Annotated in this window: 15 protein-coding genes and 10 pseudogenes; 14 read left to right on the top strand and 11 right to left on the bottom strand. The window is 38.7% G+C overall.

Translation table 11 applies throughout. The annotated features are described in order from the left end of the window. Nucleotides 1-338: 338 nt before the first annotated feature. From AYJ55_RS11175 to AYJ55_RS11170, 3 genes and pseudogenes are all read left to right on the top strand, one after another. On the top strand, nucleotides 339-1,013 hold the full coding sequence (locus tag AYJ55_RS11175; RefSeq protein ID WP_063656399.1) for a hypothetical protein: 675 nt from the start codon (nucleotides 339-341) through the stop codon (nucleotides 1,011-1,013). 485 nt (nucleotides 1,014-1,498) lie between these two features. Continuing rightward, nucleotides 1,499-1,733 (top strand): annotated as a pseudogene (locus AYJ55_RS35920) (IS982 family transposase); the annotation flags it as partial. A 75-nt stretch (nucleotides 1,734-1,808) separates the two neighbouring features. After that, nucleotides 1,809-2,260, top strand: a pseudogene (locus AYJ55_RS11170) (transposase); the annotation flags it as partial. Here AYJ55_RS11170 and AYJ55_RS11165 read toward each other — a convergent pair. The 3 genes from AYJ55_RS11165 to AYJ55_RS11145 all read right to left on the bottom strand — a co-directional run bounded on the left by AYJ55_RS11165 (nucleotide 2,234) and on the right by AYJ55_RS11145 (nucleotide 5,226). Beyond that, nucleotides 2,234-3,435, bottom strand: a protein-coding gene (locus tag AYJ55_RS11165; protein WP_425393795.1) for an IS3 family transposase whose coding sequence is annotated in 2 segments (ribosomal slippage) — nucleotides 2,234-3,180 and nucleotides 3,180-3,435 — 1,203 coding nt in all. Because the reading frame shifts where the segments join, the coding sequence is not laid out codon by codon here. The pseudogene AYJ55_RS11170 and the gene AYJ55_RS11165 overlap by 27 nt on opposite strands. A 372-nt stretch (nucleotides 3,436-3,807) precedes the next feature. Beyond that, complete coding sequence (locus tag AYJ55_RS11150; protein WP_063656395.1) at nucleotides 3,808-4,707, bottom strand: transposase family protein; 900 nt, start codon at nucleotides 4,705-4,707, stop codon at nucleotides 3,808-3,810. Between the two features lie 135 nt (nucleotides 4,708-4,842). Continuing rightward, entirely contained in the window at nucleotides 4,843-5,226 is a 384-nt protein-coding gene (locus AYJ55_RS11145; RefSeq protein WP_162505485.1) for a hypothetical protein, read from the bottom strand. A gap of 73 nt (nucleotides 5,227-5,299) precedes the next feature. On the opposite strand from AYJ55_RS11145, the pseudogene AYJ55_RS11140 reads away from it, so the two are divergent. Further along, nucleotides 5,300-5,822: pseudogene (locus AYJ55_RS11140) on the top strand (MFS transporter); the annotation flags it as partial. 19 nt (nucleotides 5,823-5,841) lie between these two features. Here the strand turns inward: AYJ55_RS11140 and AYJ55_RS11135 are convergent. Together AYJ55_RS11135 and AYJ55_RS11130 are read right to left on the bottom strand one after the other, a co-directional pair. Further along, nucleotides 5,842-6,303 carry an IS630 family transposase gene (locus AYJ55_RS11135; RefSeq protein WP_063654041.1) on the bottom strand — a complete coding sequence of 154 codons (462 nt, stop codon included), beginning with the start codon at nucleotides 6,301-6,303 and terminating at the stop codon, nucleotides 5,842-5,844. Continuing rightward, nucleotides 6,300-6,665 carry an IS630 transposase-related protein gene (locus tag AYJ55_RS11130; protein WP_063653415.1) on the bottom strand — a complete coding sequence of 122 codons (366 nt, stop codon included), beginning with the start codon at nucleotides 6,663-6,665 and terminating at the stop codon, nucleotides 6,300-6,302. The genes AYJ55_RS11135 and AYJ55_RS11130 overlap by 4 nt, the downstream gene beginning before the upstream one ends. Before the next feature lie 196 nt (nucleotides 6,666-6,861). On the opposite strand from AYJ55_RS11130, the gene AYJ55_RS11125 reads away from it, so the two are divergent. From AYJ55_RS11125 to AYJ55_RS11110, 4 genes and pseudogenes are all read left to right on the top strand, one after another. Beyond that, nucleotides 6,862-7,629, top strand: coding sequence for an SDR family oxidoreductase (locus tag AYJ55_RS11125; protein ID WP_063656496.1), 768 nt, complete (start codon nucleotides 6,862-6,864; stop codon nucleotides 7,627-7,629). Nucleotides 7,630-7,709: 80 nt separating this feature from the next. Continuing rightward, nucleotides 7,710-8,567 carry a co-chaperone YbbN gene (locus AYJ55_RS11120; protein WP_063656392.1) on the top strand — a complete coding sequence of 286 codons (858 nt, stop codon included), beginning with the start codon at nucleotides 7,710-7,712 and terminating at the stop codon, nucleotides 8,565-8,567. Nucleotides 8,568-8,587: 20 nt separating this feature from the next. Further along, entirely contained in the window at nucleotides 8,588-9,529 is a 942-nt protein-coding gene (locus tag AYJ55_RS11115) for an SPFH domain-containing protein (RefSeq protein WP_063656390.1), read from the top strand. A gap of 298 nt (nucleotides 9,530-9,827) precedes the next feature. Continuing rightward, a pseudogene (locus AYJ55_RS11110) lies at nucleotides 9,828-10,867 on the top strand (IS481 family transposase). A 56-nt stretch (nucleotides 10,868-10,923) separates the two neighbouring features. Here AYJ55_RS11110 and AYJ55_RS11105 read toward each other — a convergent pair. Next, nucleotides 10,924-11,139 (bottom strand): annotated as a pseudogene (locus AYJ55_RS11105) (MerR family transcriptional regulator); the annotation flags it as partial. A gap of 120 nt (nucleotides 11,140-11,259) precedes the next feature. On the opposite strand from AYJ55_RS11105, the gene copA reads away from it, so the two are divergent. Next, nucleotides 11,260-13,977: a copper-exporting P-type ATPase CopA gene (gene copA, locus AYJ55_RS11100; RefSeq protein ID WP_063656388.1), complete on the top strand. Its 2,718-nt coding sequence runs from the start codon at nucleotides 11,260-11,262 to the stop codon at nucleotides 13,975-13,977. Nucleotides 13,978-14,255: 278 nt separating this feature from the next. On the opposite strand, the gene AYJ55_RS11095 is transcribed toward copA, so the two are convergent. Next, on the bottom strand, nucleotides 14,256-15,206 hold the full coding sequence (locus tag AYJ55_RS11095; RefSeq protein ID WP_222703481.1) for an IS701 family transposase: 951 nt from the start codon (nucleotides 15,204-15,206) through the stop codon (nucleotides 14,256-14,258). A 378-nt stretch (nucleotides 15,207-15,584) separates the two neighbouring features. Between AYJ55_RS11095 and AYJ55_RS35915 the strand changes: the two are divergent. Continuing rightward, nucleotides 15,585-16,234 (top strand): annotated as a pseudogene (locus tag AYJ55_RS35915) (TraB/GumN family protein). A 44-nt stretch (nucleotides 16,235-16,278) separates the two neighbouring features. Here the strand turns inward: AYJ55_RS35915 and AYJ55_RS11085 are convergent. Beyond that, nucleotides 16,279-17,304, bottom strand: a pseudogene (locus tag AYJ55_RS11085) (IS481 family transposase). A 98-nt stretch (nucleotides 17,305-17,402) separates the two neighbouring features. On the opposite strand from AYJ55_RS11085, the pseudogene AYJ55_RS11080 reads away from it, so the two are divergent. Then, nucleotides 17,403-17,836: pseudogene (locus AYJ55_RS11080) on the top strand (integrase core domain-containing protein); the annotation flags it as partial. A gap of 154 nt (nucleotides 17,837-17,990) precedes the next feature. Here the strand turns inward: AYJ55_RS11080 and AYJ55_RS30705 are convergent. Both AYJ55_RS30705 and AYJ55_RS30700 read right to left on the bottom strand, forming a co-directional pair. After that, a complete protein-coding gene (locus tag AYJ55_RS30705) occupies nucleotides 17,991-18,164 on the bottom strand; it encodes a helix-turn-helix domain-containing protein (protein WP_187153232.1) in 174 nt (57 codons plus the stop codon). Between the two features lie 125 nt (nucleotides 18,165-18,289). After that, nucleotides 18,290-18,481 (bottom strand): hypothetical protein, encoded by a 192-nt coding sequence (locus AYJ55_RS30700; RefSeq protein ID WP_187153231.1) that lies wholly within the window; start codon nucleotides 18,479-18,481, stop codon nucleotides 18,290-18,292. A gap of 513 nt (nucleotides 18,482-18,994) precedes the next feature. On the opposite strand from AYJ55_RS30700, the pseudogene AYJ55_RS11070 reads away from it, so the two are divergent. Continuing rightward, nucleotides 18,995-19,156: pseudogene (locus tag AYJ55_RS11070) on the top strand (IS982 family transposase); the annotation flags it as partial. Between the two features lie 31 nt (nucleotides 19,157-19,187). Here the strand turns inward: AYJ55_RS11070 and AYJ55_RS11065 are convergent. Further along, nucleotides 19,188-20,394, bottom strand: a pseudogene (locus AYJ55_RS11065) (IS256 family transposase). 723 nt (nucleotides 20,395-21,117) lie between these two features. On the opposite strand from AYJ55_RS11065, the gene guaB reads away from it, so the two are divergent. Next, on the top strand, nucleotides 21,118-22,581 hold the full coding sequence (gene guaB, locus AYJ55_RS11060) for an IMP dehydrogenase (protein ID WP_063656494.1): 1,464 nt from the start codon (nucleotides 21,118-21,120) through the stop codon (nucleotides 22,579-22,581). A 64-nt stretch (nucleotides 22,582-22,645) separates the two neighbouring features. Next, nucleotides 22,646-24,223 (top strand): glutamine-hydrolyzing GMP synthase, encoded by a 1,578-nt coding sequence (guaA, locus tag AYJ55_RS11055; RefSeq protein WP_063656379.1) that lies wholly within the window; start codon nucleotides 22,646-22,648, stop codon nucleotides 24,221-24,223. Nucleotide 24,224 lies beyond the last annotated feature (1 nt).

Below are 24,224 nucleotides of genomic sequence, written 5' to 3'. Positions count from 1 at the left end.
ATTGTAAGTTAAACAAATTTATACGTTTTAGTAACTTGCAAATTAACCATTGCTTTTAAGCCATTTCTTGAATTTTATATGCCTGTGCGAAACTCGTGCAAATTTCATACATACAAAATGATTTGATAGTTTTTACAGCAATCCTAACCATGAGTTCATGGTAAGGCCTAACTAAATGAATAGTGCAAAACTAGACTTAAGGTTAAGGTGACTTAGTAAGTATTTTTAGTTAATTTGAACTGGTCATACGAATAGTAAAAAAATAAATCGAAAACTTTTATATTAACTTCAGATCAATTATTTAATTTTAAAAAAATATATTTATATAGGGAAATATTATGTCAATATCAGTTCAATCCAATCTAAATCCTTATTCTTTATTTACTAGAGAAATTGGCGATAAATATATTCAACAAGCAGTGAATAGTTCTTCAAAAGAAGATGCTACACATCTGGATATATTTACTAAAATAAAAGACTGGTTTTGTGGAACGAAGACAGATGAAGTTTTGGGGTTGCTTTATGACTTAACTCATACCCCAGACAATCAGTCTGATATTGAATCCTCTCTACAAAAAGCAGAAGCTTTCTATAAATTGAAGGAAATGAGTCCCGCAAAACATCAAGATAAATTTCAGGCATCTATTATAAAAAATGAAGCTAGTAGTGATTATACATTTAAATTTTCTATAAAAGGGGCGATGGAAGAAAGAGCCTTTTCTTACGGTGATATTAACGTTAAAGATAATCGTGATTTTTTTGGAGAAAAAAATTACAAAACTCATTTTAATGAAAGATTAGGAAATTTCTGTAATAAAGGTAATCCTGATAACACATGGATATATAACTTTTTTGATTCTCATCAAGAAATAAAAGAATCTATGCGTAAATCGGCTGAAAGATCTTACACAGAATCTTTTGAAGTAACCCCTGTTAAGGTAGCAACAAAATTTTATCTCAAAAAATATAAGCAGAGCGTAAGCTCTATTATCTTAACTCCAGAAAAGGCATAATGTCAAACATCGTTCCTTCAAAACAGCAACTTGCAGCAGAAGCTTTAAAAAAATCAAAAGATGATATAACAAGGGGCCATCAATCAGCGATTTGAAAAAAAGAATTGAAGAAATAAGGAAGGATGAAGTTATGCGTCGCCACGAGCTTGATGAACATAAAAAGCAGCCTGATATTGGTGAACTAAAATTGAACATTTAATTAAAGATGCTCACTTTATAATCTTTAAAAATGCCTAGCTTATCCTACAGTTAACTCCATAAGTTCTAGATAATAGTTATCCCTCCCGATGGGCTGGGAATTTGAAAAATCTCCCAATTTCAGGGAGGCCAGATTGTTAAAGAGCGGTGTGGCTAATAAATCGTAATTAACCTGAGTTCGGGATAAGAAATAAAGTGAAAGTCTTGCTATTCAAATAGTTGAATGCGCATATTTCGTTAAAATACTCTAACAATCTGGTTAAAGAGTAGAGCATTGTTAAACAATTATGGAAAATCTTACTGAACTTTATTGCCTGATGGATGATTTTTGTAAAGACTTCGAGCCAAAAATGCATGAAATTTTGCTGAATAACGGTAGTAAGCCGTCGTAGACGGTCTGCTCAGCTTTCATTGGCTGAAATGATGAGACTGGTTGTTTTGTTTCATCAACTCCGATTCAGCCAATTCAAGGTATTTTATCTCTATTATGTCCGTTTATATCTCAGGAAGGAATTTCCTAACTTTGTAGTGGCATACTAAATTTGGCCACCTAAGTTGAGGTGATATGCTTACCTCATAATTTTTATAGGTGCCGAAATGAGTAAAATAATTACTGCTGAATTTAAATGTGAAACCGCCAAATTAGTCCTTGACCAAAATTACACCTACCAGGAAGCCGCGAAAGGCATGAACGTCAGTCTTTCAGCGATTAGCCGGTGGGTAAGAGCCCTTCGTTTAGAACGTCAAGGGAAAACATCGCCTGGTCTGCCATTAACACCTGAACAAATTGAGTTCAGAGAAATGAAGAAAAAAATCCACCGGCTGGAAATGGAGAATGACATCTTAAAAAAGGCTACTGCGCTCTTAATGTCCGACTCACTGAAAAATTTTCGGTAGTTGAAAAGCTAAGAGTGCTTTATCCGGTGAAAACTTTGTGTCGTATTTTTAATGTTCACCGAAGCAGTTATCGCTATTGGTGTCGGCCTAAGGAGCCAAATATTGAGCGGACGATAAAACGTAGCCTAGTCAGCGAAGCGTGGAACGTTAGTGTGTAGTGGCATACTAAAATTGGCCACCCTACCTGACTGTTCACGGAACAGTCGCTCTGATTCGTTTGGCGTTAATCCACCGTTATACCAGTGAGGTCTTATATCGCTATAGTAGTGGGTTATGTAGCGAATAATGGCTGACTGAGCAGTACTAAAGCTTTGGTAGCCAGTCGTTGGCACCCATTCGGTCTTCAGACTACGGAAGAATCGTTCCATCGGACTATTATCCCAACAATTCCCTCTGCGACTGATACTTTGGGTCATCTGATAACGCCACAATGCCTGCCTATACTGACGACTGGTATAATGACTTCCCTGATCACTATGGAACATCACCTGTTTGGGATGCCCACGTAGTTCCCAAGCCATTTGTAGTGCTTTGGCGGTTAATTCTGAGTCTGGTGCAAATGACATTGCCCAGCCCACCGGTTTTCGGGCAAACAAATCCAATACCACAGCCAGATAGGCCCATCGTGAGCCTGTCCAAATATAGGTTACATCGCCGCACCAAACCTGGTCAGGCTTTGTAACAGCGAACTGCCTATTGAGCAGATTTGGAATATCAATACGTTCATTTCCACCGCGGTTGTATTTATGTTTTCGCTCTTGGCAACTGACGATGATTAATTCTTTCATCAACTTACCCGCTAACCACCGCCCAAGTTTCACGTTGTGTGTATTGGTAACCATCGTGGCGATAGTCCTTGCGCCAGCAGAGCCGCCACTAACGTTCCACGCTTCGCTGACTAGGCTACGTTTTATCGTCCGCTCAATATCTGGCTCCTTAGGCCGACACCAATAGCGATAACTGCTTCGGTGAACATTAAAAATACGACACAAAGTTTTCACCGGATAAAGCACTCTTAGCTTTTCAACTACCGAAAATTTTTCAGTGAGTCGGACATTAAGAGCGCAGTAGCCTTTTTTAAGATGTCATTCTCCATTTCCAGCCGGTGGATTTTTTTCTTCATTTCTCTGAACTCAATTTGTTCAGGTGTTAATGGCAGACCAGGCGATGTTTTCCCTTGACGTTCTAAACGAAGGGCTCTTACCCACCGGCTAATCGCTGAAAGACTGACGTTCATGCCTTTCGCGGCTTCCTGGTAGGTGTAATTTTGGTCAAGGACTAATTTGGCGGTTTCACATTTAAATTCAGCAGTAATTATTTTACTCATTTCGGCACCTATAAAAATTATGAGGTAAGCATATCACCTCAACTTAGGTGGCCAAATTTAGTATGCCACTACACTTCAATAAGCATGTTGCTCAATAGTGAAATAAAGTTGCTTAAAATAAAAACAAGTTAGATACATCTAAAAAATACAAAAATAGTTTATTTTTTAATCTTACATAGGTTATTTTTAATGCAAAAATTGATGATTTTATCATCATCGGCTGGTTTTTTTGTAAGTCATAATTAATTTTGCTATTGAGCAACAGGCTTAATGTTTCACCTTCACTGATCGGTGTAATCAGTGACTGGTAACAGTTCAATAAGCGTGTTGCTTAATAGTGAAATAAGGGTATTTCGGTGATTGAATTAAATTTTAGGCTGTTCTGAGATGGAAATTCCAAAGACCGGCACTAAGGAGTAAAAAGGTATAATCAATAAAGGGTCTACGATTCCGTAAAATTTGGGTCATACAACCGAGGCGCTTGATACCCGCGATGGCGTGTTCAACCGTAATACGGATGCCCGAGATTATTTTATTTTCTTGTTTTTGTTCAGGCGATAAAGGTCTTTTTCGAGTTCCTTTTTTTGGGATTTGTGTATTAGGATGCTGTTTATCTATACCTTGAAAACCGGTATCGGCCCAGATGGTTACCTCAGGGGGAATATGGCGAATTATATCGACTTTATCGAGTAAGCGTTTATCGTGACGGCGCCCATTTTTGATCATGGGGATAAATCCAATTTTCCTCGTTTCGTCAGTCATAATAAGCCCTTTTCGAGTGGTCTGTCTTTTCTTTCCCGAATACATTTTTTTTCGCCGACGCAGATTCTTAGGCTTTTGGACAGGTCGCTCTGTCCCATCAATAAAGACGTCTTTAACTCCAGGAAAGGCGCGAAAAAATTCCTCAGCAGAGCGAATTTGACGAGCGGGCAAAACACATTCTCGCCCCAAGGTCATCTCTAAAACCGGCAATAATATTTTTACCCAGCGACATACCCGTGTTCTATCTAAACCAAAAAGAAGTCCTTGCAAATCATAGGTCGGATAACATTTTAAATACAATAAAATAAAAAGCAGTTTATCTAATGGGGTTGGGATAAATCCTTTCTGCCCTGCACCCATCTGCCGCTCGTGATCTTTTCGATTCTTTTTCCGATAAATCAAATAACAAGCTGAAAATTCAGCGGCTAAATTTTTCAATTCTTCGACTGATAATCCAATGATTGCTTTACATAAACGATTATCTCGTAACAACCGCTCTTTGTTGATCATTTCAAACCGTTATTTTCTAAGTTAAACCTCTTTTTATTGTCTATAGCGTGACAAAAAATGCAAGTCTCTATTCAGCAACTATTTTAATGTTCGGATATCCATTGCATAGTGAATTCTCCACTCAGGGGAACGGCTTCAGGGTTCTTTTACCACAGATCCATCTACAGCAATGAGTGGACGATGGCTTATGGATTCAGGAATATCAAAATTCTCTGATGTTTGCTTTACGAGACCTTCTGTCATCCATTGGAACCACGCACCGCATTTATCAATACGTTTTAGAAGCGCAACATCTGAGATATTGACTAAGCCTGCAGCGGCTGCTCGAGCGACAGTTTCACGCATTGAGAAATCATTACAAAAATAAATCAGCAACACCCTGAGCAAAAGAGCAGGACTAGTAAATTGACGTCCAAATTTCAATGCACCGCATTCTCGAGTTTTATCTTGCCAACCATCAGGCAGGAGCATCGTTATTTTTTCCCAGTCGTCAAACGCCAAATTTGTAGTAGATGTCATTTTCATCATCTCTTCTCAATCATGAGACGCAATTATACATCGTGATGATTTTTTGGTTAGCGCTTATGGGGGTGCCCTACGTACCTGGCAATTTTATATCATTGCCGCTAGTTATACCGCCTTTCTTTGGTGCGGTATTACCGTTAATAGCTTTGCCGTTGCCCACATCATAGAACAAGGTTTTAGCGAAACAATTGCCGCAGGTTCCTTAAGTGCAATGGCGTTTATCAACGCCTTCTCTCGCCTGGCTGGCGGTGCAGTCGGTGAGCAGCTAGAACCAAAAAAATTATTAATAATCAGTCTAATAATTATTATTTGTGGACTTATTTGCTCTCAGTTTTGCGACATCCTGGCTGTGGTTAATTTTATTTACTATTGGTGTTGGAGTCGGTTATGGCATGACCTTTCTAGCCTCAAGTGTTTTACTGGCTAACTATTTTGGTCGAGGTCCATACCTGGAGCTTTTTTCTGTCATGAATTTACTCTCTACTTGCGCCTGTTTTGCCCCATTCTTCGGCGGAATAATAAAAGATTATACAGCGAGTTTTACTCCGACATTTTTAATTATTACTATTCCTGTTTTCATCATTTTATAGCTAGGCGACTTAATTTTGATTACAGCATATGTATTAAAAACAGGTCATCGATAGTGCATCCTGTTTCCATCTTTTTACGTTTAGCTTGAGACCATTTATGTTCTATAGGATTTAAATCTGGTGAATACACAGGCAAATATTCTATCTGGTGTCCTGCGTTTATAATTGCCTGTTCAATATTCTTACCTTTGTGAAAGCTAGCGTTGTCCATAAAAATAACAGAATTTTCAGGAAGTTCTGGGAGCAATATTTTTGTGATCCAAACATAAAAAACATCACGATTAATATTGCAATCAAATAATCCGATAGCAAAAAGGGTTGTTCCCAATAAAGCGCCAATAACATTTGTTCTTCCCTTAGCACCCCAGTTTTTCAGGCCAAAACAACGGTGACCTTTTGGGGAATAGCCGTGAGTTCGTGGAGTGTCATGTGAAAAACCACTTTCATCAATAAAAACAACAGATTTATCTTTTTTTTTCATACTGTTGTCTTTTTTGCTGATGTGCCAGCCTGTCGCTTTCGTTGGTTTTTGGATGGAATAGAGTTTTTTTTATAGGTTAATCCCAGCTTTTTAAGGGATTGCCAAATAGTCTTTTTACAAACACCGAATCGCTCTGCCCGTTCCTTTTGGTAAGCATCTGGATACTGTTCCACATCTTTTGCTAAAGCATTTTTATCGAGCTTCCTCTTACGTGGCGTTGAATTTTTTGGCTCTGGTCGTTTAAGCCAACGTACTAAAGACGCTTTTCCAATACGGAATTGTTTCGCAGTTTCTCGAATTGTTAAACCTTCGGCTTTCCTTACAGATATTACTTTACGTCGAAAATCAATTGTATAACTCATAACACACCTTGTAATCAAAATTAAGTCGCCTAGCTATATCACTAACATTATTCATGAAACCGCCAGTACAGCGATTGCCTCAAAATTACAAATTGTAATTAAAAACAGACTTATTTTACTTATTTAGCGCTTTATCTGTTGGCATTAAGAATCAATACTAATATGTAACATGATAATTTTATTGAGATCAAAAACCATGAAAAGAGTGATTTTTATTACCGGAGCCTCAAGTGGTATTGGATTATGCGCTGCCAAAATTTTGCTAACCAAAGGTTATCGAATATTAGCGGGTTGTCGTAAAGAAGCCGATTTAATTACCATGAAAACACTAGGCTTTGAACCGATTAAAATCGATATGGATAATGCAGAAAGTGTAAAACAAGCAGCCCAACAAGTTATCGAATTAACTAATGGCCGGTTATATGCCTTATTTAACAATGCCGGTTATGGTGTCTATGGCTCACTGAATACCATCAGTCGACAACAACTAGAGCAGCAGTTTTCCACTAATTTTTTTAGTATCCATCAGCTCACCACTTTATTGCTACCGGCCATGCTACCTTATAACGAAGGGCGTATTATTCAGACCAGCTCTGTGTTAGGGATTGTCTCTTCTCCTGGTCGTGGAGCCTACGCCGCTAGTAAATATGCTTTAGAGGCTTGGTCAGATGCACTTCGTCTTGAACTAAAAGGATCGGGTATACAAGTTTGTATTATCGAACCTGGCCCAATTAAGACACGTTTTACTGACAACGTCGATCAAACCAACAAAGATAATCCGGTTGAAAATCCAACTATCGCTGCAAGGCTAGCATTAACGCCAGAACACGTTGTCAAACGACTACTCCATGCATTAGAGAGTCCCAAGCCTAAAATTCGCTACCCAGTAACACTATTAACTTACGCTATTGCCTTTATGAAACGTCTATTACCTGATCGGTTAATGGATAAATTTTTAACATAACAAATAACTTTTTCCCCTTGAAATAACCAAGTTTGAGCTTATTTTATAGGGATCACCGAACATAATTTAAGAGAAACATCATGCTAGCAACTGCTTATGCCATCGACGTAAACGAATCTAATCTGCAACAAGTCATCGAACAATCAATGACGCAACTAGTTGTTTTCTATTTTTGGTCATCACAAAGCCCTCATTGCCAAACCTTAGGTACCACTCTGGATAAATTAGCGGCTGAATATGCTGGCCAATTCACGCTAGCAAAAGTCAATTGTGACACCGAGCAAATGGTTGCCGCTCAGTTTGGATTACGTGCCATTCCAACTGTCTATTTATTACAGCAAGGTCAACCGATTGATGGTTTTCAAGGACCTCAATCTGAAGAATTTATCCGCGAAATGTTAATGCATGTCCTACCGACGGCAGAAGAATTAAAAATTGCTCAAGCGACTGAATTAATGGCCGCTAGAAAAACCGCCGAAGCTTTGCCCTTGCTAAAAGAAGCCCATCAACTAGCGCCTAAAAATAGTGACATTAGCCTAACTTATGCAGAAGCATTAATTACCCTCAACCAATTAGATGAAAGCCAGAAAATTTTGAACACCATTGCTATTCAAGATCGAGATAGCCGTTATCAAGGTTTATTAGCCCAAATTGAACTACAAAAGAAAGCCGCTGATACACCGGAAATTAAGCAATTACAAGAGACTTTCGCTCAACAACCAGAAAACGCCGAACTAGCGGTACAACTAGCACTCAAACTACATGAAGTAAATAGAAATGAAGAAGCATTAGAAATTTTGCTAACATTTCTTAAGAAAGATTTGTCGGCAGGAGACGGTTCTGTGAAAAAAACGATGATGGATATTTTATCTGCATTAGGCCCTAGTGATCCCTTAACAAATCGCTACCGTCATCAAATTTACTCACTACTTTACTAACATCAAACAGGAAAAACGCGATGGACTTATTTTCTTTTGGTGCCATACCCATTATTATTTTTGTTGCTATTGTCATTGTCTTAACTTGTGTGAAAACTGTGCCACAAGGTTTTCAATGGACGGTTGAACGTTTTGGTCGCTACACCCGTACACTACTACCTGGTTTACATTTCATTGTTCCGTTCATGGATAAAATTGGAAGAAAAATCAACATGATGGAACGAGTTTTCGATATTCCATCGCAAGAAGTTATTTCTAAAGATAATGCCAATGTGACTATTGATGCCGTTTGCTTTATTCAAGTTGTTGATCCCGTTCGCGCCGCATACGAAGTGAATAACCTTGAATTATCTGTAATTAATCTCACCATGACCAATATTCGTACGGTATTAGGTGCGATGGAACTGGATGAAATTTTGTCACAACGAGATGTAATCAATGGTCGTTTACTGCATATTGTCGATGAAGCCACCAATACCTGGGGGCTTAAAATCACCCGGATTGAAATCCGTGATGTTCGGCCGCCGAAAGAATTAATTAATGCCATGAATGCGCAAATGAAAGCAGAGCGAACTAAGCGCGCTGACATTCTTGAGGCCGAGGGGGTACGCCAGGCAGCTATCCTAAAAGCTGAAGGTGAAAAGCAGTCACAAATTTTAAAAGCGGAAGGTGAACGTCAATCAGCATTTCTACATGCTGAAGCGCGAGAGCGCGCGGCAGAAGCCGAAGCCAAAGCAACCCAAATGGTCTCTAATGCCATTGCCAATGGTGATATGCAGGCGATAAACTATTTTATTGCACAAAAATATACCGAGGCGCTAACCAATATTGGTAAAGCTGATAACAGCAAAGTGATTATGATGCCTCTTGAAGTAAGTAATTTAATGGGTGCTATTGGTGGCATCAGTGAACTATTTCAAGACAACAAAAAACGCGATAGCCAAAAAAGCAATCAAACATAAATAGAGGTATTAAACGATGCTTGAGCAAATAATTGCGCAACCAGCCTGGTTTTGTGGCTCTGTTTAGGTGGATTACTGTTAATTGCTGAGCTACTCTCGGTGCCGGCGGTTATCTACTCTTGTTTGGTGTTGCTGCCGTTATCATGGCGCTTATTACCTGGCTTATACCTGAAATGAGTTGGGATTGGCAAGGTCTATTATTTGTATTAGTCTTAACTTAATCCGACAATTCTGATTTAAAAAAGAGCGTTACCGGTTTTAATTAACATCATTAGATAATTAAATAAAAGGTAATTCTATGTATCAAGCAAATAATCCTATCATCAAACATAAAGTCGGGTTACTTAACCTCGCTGAAGAGCTTAATAACGTCTCAAAAGCCTGTAAGATTATGGGGGTATCCCGAGATACGTTTTATCGCTACCAGGAACTTGTTAACGATGGTGGGATAGACGCTTTAATTAATCAAAATCGACGGGTGCCTAACGTAAAAAATAGAGTAGATGAACAGATTGAAAGCGCTGTAGTCGAGTATGCGATTGAATACCCTGCACACGGTCAACACCGCAGTAGTAATGAACTAAGAAAAAAAGGCATTTTTGTTTCGGGGAGTGGCGTTCGCTCTATTTGGCTGCGCCATAATCTCGAAAATTTTACAAAACGCCTAAAAGCGCTTGAAGATAAAATCGCAACAGAAGGAATTATCCTGTCAGAATCACAAATCAGTGCTCTAGAAAAGAAAGCGCAAGATGATGAAGCCTGTGGTGAGATTGAAACAGCGCATCCAGGTTATCTGGGTTCACAAGATACTTTTTATGTCGGTCATTTAAAAGGCGTTGGTCGTGTTTATCAACAAACTTACATTGATACTTACAGTAAATCGTTCATTGTAAGCTTTACACAACAAAAAGCGCGATAACGGCGGCAGATTTATTAAATGACAAGGTTCTCCCTTTTTATTCCCAGCATGGGTTACCGGTGTTACGTATACTGACGGACAGAGGCAGTGAGTATTGTGGTAAAGTTGAACATCACGATTATCAACTTTATCTCGCTATCAATGATATTGATCATACAAAAACTAAAGCTCGTTCACCTCAAACTAATGGGATTTGTGAACGCTTTCATAAAACTGTATTACAAGAGTTCTATCAGGTGGCTTTTCGTAAGAAAATCTATAGGGCTTTAAATGAATTACAAGCTGATTTAGATAAATGGTTAGCGGAATATAATAACCAACGCACTCATCAAGGAAAAATGTGTTGCGGTCGAACTCCTATGGCAACTTTACACGATGGAAAACAACTTTGGAGAGAGAAAGATTTAAATCAAATTTAACCTGACAGGTACTGTATAAATAACCGGTAACTGTCAGATTAAGTCTGAGCTACTACATTACGGAAAAGTTCAAGTAATTTCCGACACTCTTTTAACGTAAATCCAACCTCCTTGGCTTGCTTTAATAATGTTAATTCTTCCAAGTGAGCAAGTTGATAATGGCGATAGCCATTTTCACTTCTCGCTGGCGGAGTAATTAATGACTTTTCCTCATAAAACCGAATTGTCTTGGCACTTAATCCCGTTTTCTCTGCAACTTGAGTAATATTCATTATTTCTCCTTGACCTTACCCTTACTAGAAGGTTTAACCTTTATCATAATCCAGGTTATTTCAGCCATAATATTAGGACGTAATTAAATTAATTTATTGTATGCATTAGGAGTGTCAATCATGCCTAATATCACCATTCTAGCGCTACAAGGACTGACTTGCTCCAATTGTATTAGCAAGCTAACTAAAGCGCTGGAAGCACGGCCAGACATACAACAAGTTGCCGTTACACTTAATTATGCCAAAGTTACCGGTTCTGCTTCAATACAAGATATGATTAAAACCATCGAACAAACCGGTTACCAAGGGAAAGTGGCAACACAGCCTGATATTAAACTACAGTTTACAAGGCTCAATTGCCGCAACTGTGTCAATAAAACACAACAAACATTGGAAAATATCAGTGGTGTTGCAGCCGCCATAGTAACCACTCAAACAGCCCAAATTTTTGGTACTGCCGAGCCTACAGAGCTAATTGCGGCGGTTAGGTCGGCCGGCTACCAAGCGACATTGGAAACAGCAAGCAATCCTTCCACTCGCCAACAATCAGCCACACTATCACCCGAGACAGCCCAAACAGTTAGCAAACAAACTGCATCGGATAGACTTGAGAAAGTAAATATTGATAGTGAGACAATACAATTACTCATCAATGGTATGACTTGTGCCAGCTGCGTTAACAAAGTACAAAAAGCGTTACTTAGTATTCCAGGCGTACAAAACGCTCAGGTTAATTTAGCCGAGCGCAGTGCTCTAATCACCGGACAAGCTAAACATCACGCATTAATTCAAGCGATGCAAAAAGCGGGTTATGACGCCGAAATCATTGACAATGAAATGGAACATCGAGAAAAACAACAGCAGCTAACCAAGGACACTATAAGCAAATTTCGTTGGCAAGCCGCTTTAGCACTACTAATTGGTATCGCCGTTATGATTTGGGGCATGATTGGCAACCATATGATGTTAAGTGAAGAAAATCAATTTAGCTGGCTGCTTATTGGTCTACTCACTCTGATTATCATGGTTTTAACTGGTGGCCATTTTTATTATAACGCCTGGAGAAGTCTAAAAAATGGCAGTGCGACAATGGATACCCTGGTCGCACTTGGAACCGGTGCCGCCTGGCTATATTCAATTAGCGTTAATTTGTGGCCAGATAAATTTCCTTTCCAGGTTCGTCATCTTTATTATGAAGCCAGTCTAATGATCATTGGTTTAATTAATCTTGGCCATGCATTAGAACAAGGTGCCCGTCAACGTTCATCAAATGCGCTAAGGCGATTACTTGATCTCACGCCACCCACTGCACTGGTTATTAGTGAAAAGGGCGAAAATAGAGTGCCACTGTCTCAAGTTGAACAAGGTATGGTATTACGTCTAACTACCGGTGATCGCATTCCCGTTGACGGTGAGCTGACTAACGGTGAAATTTGGCTAGATGAATCCATGTTAACTGGGGAGGCTATTGCACAATATAGGACCGTAGGTGAAAAAGTACATGCAGGAACGGTGGTACAAGATGGTACTGCATTATTGCGCGTTTCGGCAGTCGGCCAATATACCACCTTAGCACGCATTATTAAATTAGTGCGCCAAGCACAAAGCAGCAAACCAGCAATAGGACTATTGGCTGATAAAATCGCCGCTATTTTCGTTCCTATTGTGATCATAATTGCCTTAATTGCCGGAACTATTTGGTATTTCTTTGGACCATCACCTCAAATCAGCTATGCATTAATAGTTACCACCAGCGTACTCATGATCGCCTGCCCATGTGCACTCGGTCTAGCAACGCCAATGTCAATTATTGCGGGTGTTGCTCGCGCTGCAGAATACGGCGCTCTAATACGCGATGCCGAAGCCTTACAACAAGCTAGCAACCTAGACACCTTAATTTTCGATAAAACCGGAACATTGACGCTAGGTAAACCTGAAGTCACAGAAATTCATACTTTTAATCAATTTGAACAATCCCAAGTACTGGCCATTGCTGGCGCCCTTGGGAAAGGTGCTAATCATCCATTAGCAAATGCGATTTTAGCGAAAAGCGTTGGGTTATCGTTACCAGAGGTAAATCAGTTCCGCACTTTAGCCGGCGCCGGAGTGAAAGGTGAAATCGACAATAAAACAATTTTGTTAGGCACCCAAGCCCTGATGTCACAATACTCGATTAGCAGCCAACAAGTTGATCAATTAATTGCTAAACAAGCCAATAATGGGATCACTCCGGTCTTGCTGGCCATTGATAATCAATTAGCTGCTTTATTTTCAATTCGAGATCCACTACGAGAAACCGCCATTAGCGCTTTACAGCGGCTACATAAGCAAAAATATCAATTGATCATGTTAACCGGTGATAATCCAATCACCGCCAATGCCATTGCTAAAGAATTGGGAATAGACCAAGTGATTGCCGGTGTATTGCCTGATAAAAAAGCAGCCGTTATCGCACAACTACAAAAGAGTGGCCATAAAGTTGCCATGATTGGTGATGGCATTAATGACGCCCCTGCTCTAGCTCGTGCTGATGTTGGTATTGCCATGGGAAGTGGTAGCGATATTGCAATTGAAACAGCCGCTATCACGTTAATCAATCATAACTTACATAGTGTTGCTGATGCGATGCAAATTGCCCAAGAGACTTTGCGTAATATGAAACAAAATTTGTTTGGTGCATTTATTTACAACGCGCTGGGCATCCCAATCGCAGCAGGTCTATTTTATCTATTTACTGGAACCTTACTTAATCCGGTTATTGCTAGTGTCGCTATGGCATTGTCATCAATTACTGTCGTTAGTAATGCCAATCGTTTATTGCGATTTAAACCTAAGTAACACGAGTTTCGCACCAATAAAAAAACGCTCTATTTTTAAGTTTAATTCAGCATAATATATAAAAGACAAAATCTTATAAATTAAAAGCAACTTATTGTAATTTAAACAAATTTATACGTTTTAGTAACTTGCAAATTAATCATTGCTTTTAAGCCATTTCTGGAATTTTATATGCCTGTGCGAAACTCGTGAGTAATAAATTATTCATCCACCAGTTAACAAAACGGTGACTAAAACTCAGTTACCGTTTTTTATAAAGCCACGAGTTTCGCACAAAACTAATTTGGGTACGCTAATAAAACACGGATGTGCTCAGTAATAGCATTTTTGATTACGTCCCAATTTTGTTGATAAAGGGTTATTTTTTCAGATATACGACGTTTATGTTGTTCAAACCACGCAGAAATAGCGAGAAAAATATGATTTCTTTGCGCTCGGCTCGTGCGAGCCTGACAGCGTTCAATACCACAATTTTGTTTAACTTCTCGATGATAAACTTCAACAGACCAACGGGCATCCATGATAGATTTGACGTATTGACGGGTGGGATTGTCTTTGTTTGTTACTATATAATCAATACGGCCGTTTTTGGCTGTAAATTTGAAAACAGTCACCCAACCGTAGCCTCGTAAGTGTATTGGAGTTCCTTCTTCTGAGATGTCTAACTTGTTCAGTTGTTTGTTATGGTTGACAATCCTGTTTTTCCTCAGCGTGGTTACCCTGACCCAACCATGAGAGCGAATTGATTTCAGATTATCCAGGCTAGAATACCAGGCATCCATCACTACCGCTTCTGGTATGATCCTTCTTTTTTTAGAAAGAGCGAGCATTTCGGAAAAGTGCGTGTTTTTTGTTTTTCCATCAGAATCTTTATCATAAATACGATGATCAATAGGAATTGATTCAACAGTTGTTAGATTATGCCAACGTAAATTAACTAAACCTATGCCAGCAATAACATCATGTTCATTACCTGAATATTGATAATGGACCATCTTTATTTTTTTACTACGTGTTTTGGCAATCAATGTATCATCGGCAATTAGTACGCAAGGGCTTTTTTTGTCTATAGAAGGTTGAACTAATCGCCATAGGTCTTTAGGTCGAAAACATCTACTTTTTAGCCATCGGCTAACAGTGTCATGAGATAAAGGCGATGGGCTTACTTCTGATAACGCCAAACCAGAGTATCTTACACAGCTTACTTGTAAGAATGTTTTATAGATCACGAGTTTCGCACCAATAAAAAAACGCTCTATTTTTAAGTTTAATTCAGCATAATATATAAATAGACAAAATCTTATAAATTAAAAGTAAATTATTGTAATTTAAACAAATTTATACGTTTTAGTAACTTGCAAATTAACCATTGCTTTTAAGCCATTTCTGGAATTTTATATGCCTGTGCGAAACTCGTGTAGATATTTTTATGCATGGATAACCGGACAAAATATGAACATCCTAATTTTTTCTTGTTTTTAAATTTATACTTCTTTTTTGGAGATTGCGAAACTCGTGAAAGCATAGAAAATCTTGTACTCGATGATTAAAAACAGCTAACCTATTAACTGGCAATGAGCAATTTTTGTGTTAAGGGGAAATGAAGAATGGTAGAGCCTGTATTATCTAGGCTAAAAAAATATTTGATTGTCAATAAGACTAAACATTATCCTTATCCTGCTTATGATGTTAGCCTGGCCGGAAATATTCATCTGCATCTCGTTGGTAGCATTCATATGGCCAGCAAAAATATGTTCCCGCTACCTCAAACTCTAATAAACAAACTCAATCAATCCGATGCTTTGATTGTTGAAGCCGACATTACTGATACCGTGCCTCCCTTAACTAACAATCCTGATATCCCTTGCCCTCCGGTCAAACAACGGCTTTCACCTTCACTATATCTGAAATTTAAACATTATTGCCAAGAAATCAAATTGCACTATGAACAATTAGATGGCCTTGCTGCCTGGCAAATTGCGTTGTTCTTACAAGCCAATCAAGCGCATATAGCCTAGGATTATTTCCTCAATACGGAATAGATTATCAACTGCTGCAAGTTGCACAGCAACAGCAGAAACCGATCATTGAACTAGAAGGCGCCGCCTCTCAAATCGAGCTACTCATGAATTTACCTAATAACGGGCAATCTTTATTGGAAGATACGTTGACATATTGGCGCTCTAATGCTCGTTCGCTACAGATAATGTTGAGTTGGTGGATAAACTTCAAACCTGAGCTGGATGTAGTAGCTTAGACTTGATCTGACAGTTGCCGGTTATTTATACAGTACCTGTCAGGTTAAATTTGATTTAAATCTTTCTCTCTCCAAAGTTGTTTTCCATCGTGTAAAGTTGCCATAGGAGTTCGACCGCAACACATTTTTCCTTGATGAGTGCGTTGGTTATTATATTCCGCTAACCATTTATCTAAATCAGCTTGTAATTCATCTAAAGCCCTATAGATTTTCTTACGAAAAGCCACCTGATAGAACTCTTGTAATACAGTTTTATGAAAGCGTTCACAAATCCCATTAGTTTGAGGTGAACGAGCTTTAGTTTTTGTGTGATCAATATCATTGATAGCGAGATAAAGTTGATAATCGTGATGTTCAACTTTACCACAATACTCACTGCCTCTGTCCGTCAGTATACGTAACACCGATAACCCATGCTGGGAATAAAAAGGGAGAACCTTGTCATTTAATAAATCTGCCGCCGTTATCGCGCTTTTTGTTGTGTAAAACTTACAATGAACGATTTACTGTAAGTATCAATGTAAGTTTGTTGATAAACACGACCAACGCCTTTTAAATGACCGACATAAAAAGTATCTTGTGAACCCAGATAACCTGGATGCGCTGTTTCAATCTCACCACAGGCTTCATCATCTTGCGCTTTCTTTTCTAGAGCACTGATTTGTGATTCTGACAGGATAATTCCTTCTGTTGCGATTTTATCTTCAAGCGCTTTTAGGCGTTTTGTAAAATTATCGAGATTATGGCGCAGCCAAATAGAGCGAACGCCACTCCCCGAAACAAAAATGCCTTTTTTTCTTAGTTCATTACTACTGCGGTGTTGATCGTGCGCAGGGTATTCAATCGCATACTCAACTACAGCGATTTCAATCTGTTCATCTATTCTATTTTTTACGTTAGGCACCCGTCGATTTTGATTAATTAAAGCGTCTATCCCACCATCGTTAACAAATTCCTGGTAGCGATAAAACCCCCATAATCTTACAGGCTTTTGAGACGTTATTAAGCTCTTCAGCGAGGTTAAGTAACCCGACTTTATGTTTGATGATAGGATTATTTGTTTGATACATAGAATTACCTTTTATTTAATTATCTAATGATGTTAATTAAAACCGGTAACGCTCTTTTTTAAATCAGAATCGTCAGATTAAGTTAAGACTAATACATATATGTCGGTCATTTAAAAGGCGTTGGTCGTGTTTATCAACAAACTTACATTGATACTTACAGTAAATCGTTCATTGTAAGTTTTACACAACAAAAAGCGCGATAACGGCGGCAGATTTATTAAATGACAAGGTTCTCCCTTTTTATTCCCAGCATGGGTTATCGGTGTTACGTATACTGACGGACAGAGGCAGTGAGTATTGTGGTAAAGTTGAACATCACGATTATCAATTTTATCTCGCTATCAATGATATTGATCATACAAAAACTAAAGCTCGTTCACCTCAAACTAATGGGATTTGTGAACGCTTTCATAAAACTGTATTACAAGAGTTCTATCAGGTGGCTTTTTGTAAGAAAATCTATAGGGCTTTAGATGAATTACAAGCTGATTTAGATAAATGGTTAGCGGAATATAATAACCAACGCACTCATCCACGAATTTCGCACAGGCATATAAAATTCCAGAAATGGCTTAAAAGCAATGGTTAATTTGCAAGTTACCAAAACGTATAAATTTGTTTAAATTATAATAAGTTGCTTTTAATTTATAAGATTTTGTCTATTTATATATTATGCTGAATTAAACTTAAAAATAGAGCGTTTTTTTATTGGTGCGAAACTCGTGATCATTTGACAGTCTCTGAATACTGGGATAGCAACAATGATTTTCATCTGCTCTGTCAGCAAGAGCCAGTAATAACAACTTCTGAGAAGCTTTTAAATTAATTTTCCATACCCAATTTGTTGATATTCTACTCATACTGATTACCTCTGATTAATTCTTTACGATATTTAAGTCTTAATTTCGCATCTTCAAATGCGGCTTTGAGCTTCTTGGCGACTAATTCCGTGAAAGAGTGATTAACTCTGTCTCGAATAATGTTTTTATGGATATTTGACTGGTAAAATCGGCGATTTTTTGGAATAATGACCTCGCTGAAATTGAAAGAAAAAAAGGGAAATTGGTCGTTTCCCATTCTCCTTGAATACTAAACTTTCTTCATAAAACACAAAGCTCATTACAATTCTCAAAAGAGCTCCATTGTTTTTTAGCTCTGGAGCTTCTTTTTTTGGCAATCTCAAATGTTCTAACATGTCAATCAGCTTCCGTATCTCTTCACCTGATATATTTGTAACCTGAGTTCGGGATAAGCGATAGTTGCGAGAAAATAAAAATAGCCGATATTATCAAAAAATATTTTAAAATCAATAAGATAAAAAAGAAGGAAAATTCTTAGTGATAGCAGGTTAAAAAAGAAGCTATTTTTCTCTACTAAAATCGTGAAAAAAACAAAATTAATACTGTTTTATGTAATTATTTTAAATTAACTATTTGAATATGTGATAAAAAATTAGGATCCTTATCCCGAACTCAGGTTATTTGTAATAACAACCTCCTGTGTCGATGAATCAGCCACACTCACCACATGTCTTGGCAAGCCGTATTCTGAAACGACCTGACAGGCTAGTTTAACCTGAGTTCGGGATAAGAAATAAAGTGAAAGTCTTGCTATTCAAATAGTTGAATGCGTGTATTTCGTTAAAATACTCTAACAATCTGGTTAAAGCGTAGAGCATTGTTAAACAATGATGGAAAATCTTACTGAACTTTATTGCCTGATGGATGATTTTTGTAAAGACTTCGAGCCAAAAATGCATGAAATTTTGCTGAATAACGGTAGTAAGCGTCGTAGACGGTCTACTCAGCTTTCATTGGCTGAAATGATGACACTGGTTGTTTTGTTTCATCAAGAGGGTGTTCATAATTCTGTGTCAGGGGATTTTATATTTTGATTATACCATCTAGGCGCCCTTTAAAATAGATGGACAATTGAGCAATGGTTAACGCACAGTTACTAATCGGCATAGTCCATTTGTTGGATACCTGATTGATGCCAATATAGAGTAATTTTAATAAGTTGTTTTCATTAGGAAAAGCCCCTTTGGTTTTAGTTAATTTCCTAAACTGCCGATGAACCGCCTCTACTGCATTGGTCGTATAAATGGGTTTTCTAATGGCTTTAGGGTATCGAAAATAAGTACTGAGCAACTCCCATTTACTTCGCCAGGATTCTAGCACTATCGGGTATTTTTCACCCCATTTCGTTTCCAGTTCATCAAGGGCAAGCTCAGCAGCCGCTTTAGTATCTGCACGATAAACCGGCTTTAAATCAGCCATAAAGGCTTTTTGGTCTTCACTGGCAATATAACGTAAGCTATTGCGAATTTGATGAACTACACATAGCTGAACTTCTGTCTGCGGGAAAATACTGGCTATCGCTTCTGAAAATCCTTTTAATCCGTCAACACAAGCGATTAAAATATCTTGTATACCACGGTTATGTAAGTCAGTCAGAACGCTCAGCCAATTATGTGCTCCTTCTGTTTCAGACATATAGAGTCCTAACAATTCCTTATGCCCATCGGTGGTTAGTCCAAGTACTGTGTAGATTGCCTTATTGATATAGTGACCGTCATGTTTTATCTTGTAATGAATGGCATCGAGCCAGACAAAAGGATAGAGCGCCTCCAGAGGGTGTTGTTGCCAGGCTTTTAATTCAGGGAGTAATTTATCAGTAATATGCGTAATAGCTCCATCTGATATTTCCAGTCCATATAATTCTGCAACATGTTTTTGAATATCACGATAACTCATGCCTAATGCAAATAACGATAGGATTTTGTTATCAATATCCTCTGATAATTTTGTCTGATTTTTCTTAAATGAGCTGAGGCTCAAAAGCACCTGACCTGTCTCTGGGCGTTTTCAGTTCAAATTGACCTGATGTCGATTTAACCGTTTTTAGAGTATAGCCATTTTTACGCATATCGATTGACGTTGTCGATAGGTAGTGTTCTATTTCTGCCTGCAGGGCAGCTTCGGTCAGCTGTTTTATGAGTGGTGTGAGTATTCCATCCGTACCGAGTAAATTTTTACCTGATTGTAATTGCTTCAACGATTCATCAAAATTAACTGATTGATTTCTCATATGTCATACCTCTTTTTTTGAGTTTAAGATATGACACAGATTTTTGAACACTACCGTTGAACGCATATTTCCACGAGTTTCGCACCAATAAAAAAACGCTCTATTTTTAAGTTTAATTCAGCATAATATATAAATAGACAAAATCTTATAAATTAAAAGCAACTTATTGTAATTTAAAAAATTTATACGTTTTAGTAACTTGCAAATTAACCATTGCTTTTAAGCCATTTCTGGAATTTTATATGCCTGTGCGAAACTCGTGTAATATTTTCATTAGCATAGAGTGAATCCAGGAAATGAATATGTTGTTTTTCCATAGTCGAAAGTGGGGGAGAAGCTCTTTGTGTATCGGATTGATAATTAGGTAATGGATTAAAGTTTATTTTATTGATGGAGAACATAACTTTCCTACGTTTAAGCCGTTAACTTTAACCATATTGTAAGGAAGTAATCAATTTTAAAAAGTGACGGGTTAACCAGAATAAATTAAGCAATATACCTAATTCATGTAATATTTATTTGCTTTAAAATTAATTAAATAACTCGATTAATAAATAAATTATTTACAAGCAAAAATCTAAATTTGATCATAATATTATGCGTTTTGTCAGCAAAAAATGAATTTTAGTGAGAAAAGTACTGGAGTCAATAAATTTCGTCATGTACAATGTCGCCGCAATATTTTATCTTTTTCCAAATCCTGCCTGGTGAGATATATTGCTTATGCTACGTATTAAGAAAGAAGCACTAACATTCGATGATGTATTGTTAGTTCCTGCACACTCAGATGTATTGCCTAATACTGCTGATTTATCAACTCAATTAACTGCCTCGATCCGTTTAAATATTCCTATGCTTTCTGCCGCCATGGATACCGTGACTGAATCAGATTTAGCTATCGCATTAGCCCAAGAGGGCGGAATTGGTTTTATTCATAAAAATATGCCAATTGAGCGTCAGGCAGAAGAAGTTCGCCGCGTTAAAAAGTACGAAAGTGGCATCGTTATCGATCCGGTTACCGTCACACCCGAAACCACAATTCGCGAAGTCTATGAAATGGCTGAGCGTAATGGTTTTGCTGGTTATCCTGTGGTTAATAATAATAAAGAATTGGTTGGTATCATTACTGGCCGTGATATCCGTTTTGTGACGGATTTGGATCAGCCGGTTACGGCGGTTATGACAGCTAAACCCCATTTGGTCACGGTCAAAGAGGGTGAATCCCGTGATGTGGTTTTGCAAAAATTGCATGAAAGACGTATTGAAAAAGCCTTGGTGGTTGATGATAACTTTCACCTATTTGGTATGATCACAGTAAAAGATTTTCAGAAAGCTGAACGCAAGCCCAATGCATGTAAAGATGAGCAAGGTCGCTTGCGAGTAGGCGCAGCGGTTGGCGCTGGCGCGAATAATGAACAACGTATTGAGGCATTAGTGGCGGCCGGTGTTGATGTGTTGTTAATTGACTCTTCCCATGGACATTCACAAGGGGTTTTACAACGTATTAGTGAAACGAGAGCAAAATATCCTGATTTGCCGATTATTGGTGGTAATGTTGCCACCGGCGAAGGGGCTAAAGCTTTGGTTCAAGCAGGTGCCAGTGCGGTAAAAGTCGGTATTGGCCCGGGTTCTATCTGTACAACGCGAATTGTCACTGGTGTTGGTGTACCTCAGATCACTGCTATTGCCGATGCCGTTGAGGCACTGAGAGGCATGAATATACCGATAATTGCCGATGGCGGTATTCGCTTCTCGGGTGATATTGCTAAAGCACTGGCTGCCGGCGCCTCTTGCGTTATGGTTGGCTCAATGCTTGCCGGTACTGAGGAGTCACCCGGTGAAACTATCTTGTTTCAAGGACGCTCTTATAAAGCCTACCGAGGAATGGGATCATTAGGTGCAATGTCGAAAGGCTCTTCCGATCGTTACTTCCAAACCGATAATGCTGCAGATAAATTGGTACCTGAAGGCATCGAAGGACGAGTTGCTTATAAAGGATTTTTGAAGAATATTGTTCATCAGCAAATGGGCGGGCTTCGTTCTTGTATGGGATTGACCGGTTGTGCCACTATTGATGAATTAAGAAGCAAAGCAGAATTTGTGCGAATTAGTGGTGCTGGTATCCAAGAGAGTCATGTACATGATGTTACCATCACCAAAGAATCACCTAATTATCGTTTAGGTTAATTATTTTATTAGCGGTTTTTGCTATAAACCGTCAAATTATTATTTGTTTTGGAATTATCTTTAGATGACAACTGACATTCATCAATACCGAATTTTGATCCTCGATTTTGGTTCACAATACACGCAATTAATTGCTCGTCGTATTCGTGAAATTGGCGTTTATTGTGAACTTTGGGCTTGGGATGTTTCCGAGGCACAGATCCGTGAATTTAATCCCAATGGAATTATTCTTTCTGGCGGGCCGGAGAGTACCACCGAACTAAATAGCCCACGTGCACCGGAATATGTTTTTCAGGCTGGCGTTCCGGTATTAGGTATTTGTTATGGCATGCAAACGATGTCCATCCAATTAGGTGGGCAAGTTGAGGTGTCTGGCGAGCGAGAGTTTGGTTATGCCCAGGTGTCCATTCAACAATCCTGTGAACTATTTCGCGATATTTATGACAGCTTAGGTGCAGATGGTAAACCACTGCTTGATGTCTGGATGAGTCATGGCGATAAAGTGACGGCAATTCCAGCTGATTTTAAAGTTATCGCCAGTACCGATAGCTGCCCATTTGCCATTATGGCTAATGAAGAAAAACGTTTCTATGGTGTTCAGTTTCATCCTGAAGTGACTCATACTCATCAAGGAGCAGCTATTCTACAGCGTTTTGTATTAGATATTTGCCTCTGTGAAGCTCGTTGGACGGCGGCGGCGATTGTTGAAGATACGGTACAGCGCTTGAAGGCACAGATTGGTGATGATCAGGTTATTCTGGCATTATCAGGCGGTGTTGATTCATCGGTTACTGCGTTATTACTCAATCGTGCTATTGGTAAGCAGCTCACTTGTGTGTTTGTTGATAATGGTTTGTTACGCTTAAATGAAGCGCAGCAAGTTATGGCCATGTTTGCCGGTAAATTTGATCTTAATATTATTCATGTGGCCGCAGAAGAGCGCTTTCTTAGCGCATTGGTAGGGATTGATGAGCCAGAATTAAAGCGTAAAGCGATCGGCCGCGTTTTTATTGAAGTATTTGACGAACAAGCGGCTAAACAAACGCAAGTAAAGTGGTTGGCTCAGGGTACTATTTATCCGGACGTAATCGAATCTGCCGCTTCAGCAACCGGCAAAGCGCATGTCATTAAATCTCACCATAATGTGGGTGGCTTACCAGCAGAAATAAAACTGGGATTAGTTGAGCCATTAAAAGAGTTATTTAAAGATGAGGTGCGTAAAGTAGGCCTGGAGTTAGGACTTCCTTATGACATGTTATACCGTCACCCATTTCCTGGTCCAGGCTTAGGTGTGCGGGTACTAGGTGAGGTGAAGAAAGCCTATTGTGATCTGTTACGTCAGGCAGATGCCATTTTCATCGAAGAATTACATAAAGCCGATCTTTATCATAAAGTCAGCCAAGCTTTCACTGTTTTCCTGCCGGTACGCTCTGTTGGCGTAATGGGAGATAGCCGAAAATATGACTGGGTTGTGTCATTGCGCGCGGTTGAAACTATTGATTTCATGACCGCCCATTGGGCCCATTTGCCCTATGATTTTCTTGGCAGGGTGTCAAATAGGATCATCAATGAAGTGGCCGGTATTTCTAGGGTAGTTTACGATATTAGCGGCAAACCACCAACGACGATTGAGTGGGAATAAA

It is taken from the genome of Candidatus Arsenophonus triatominarum, from assembly GCF_001640365.1.
GTDB classification, from domain to species: Bacteria; Pseudomonadota; Gammaproteobacteria; order Enterobacterales; family Enterobacteriaceae; genus Arsenophonus; species Arsenophonus triatominarum.
This window is presented reverse-complemented; position numbering and strand designations above follow the sequence as displayed.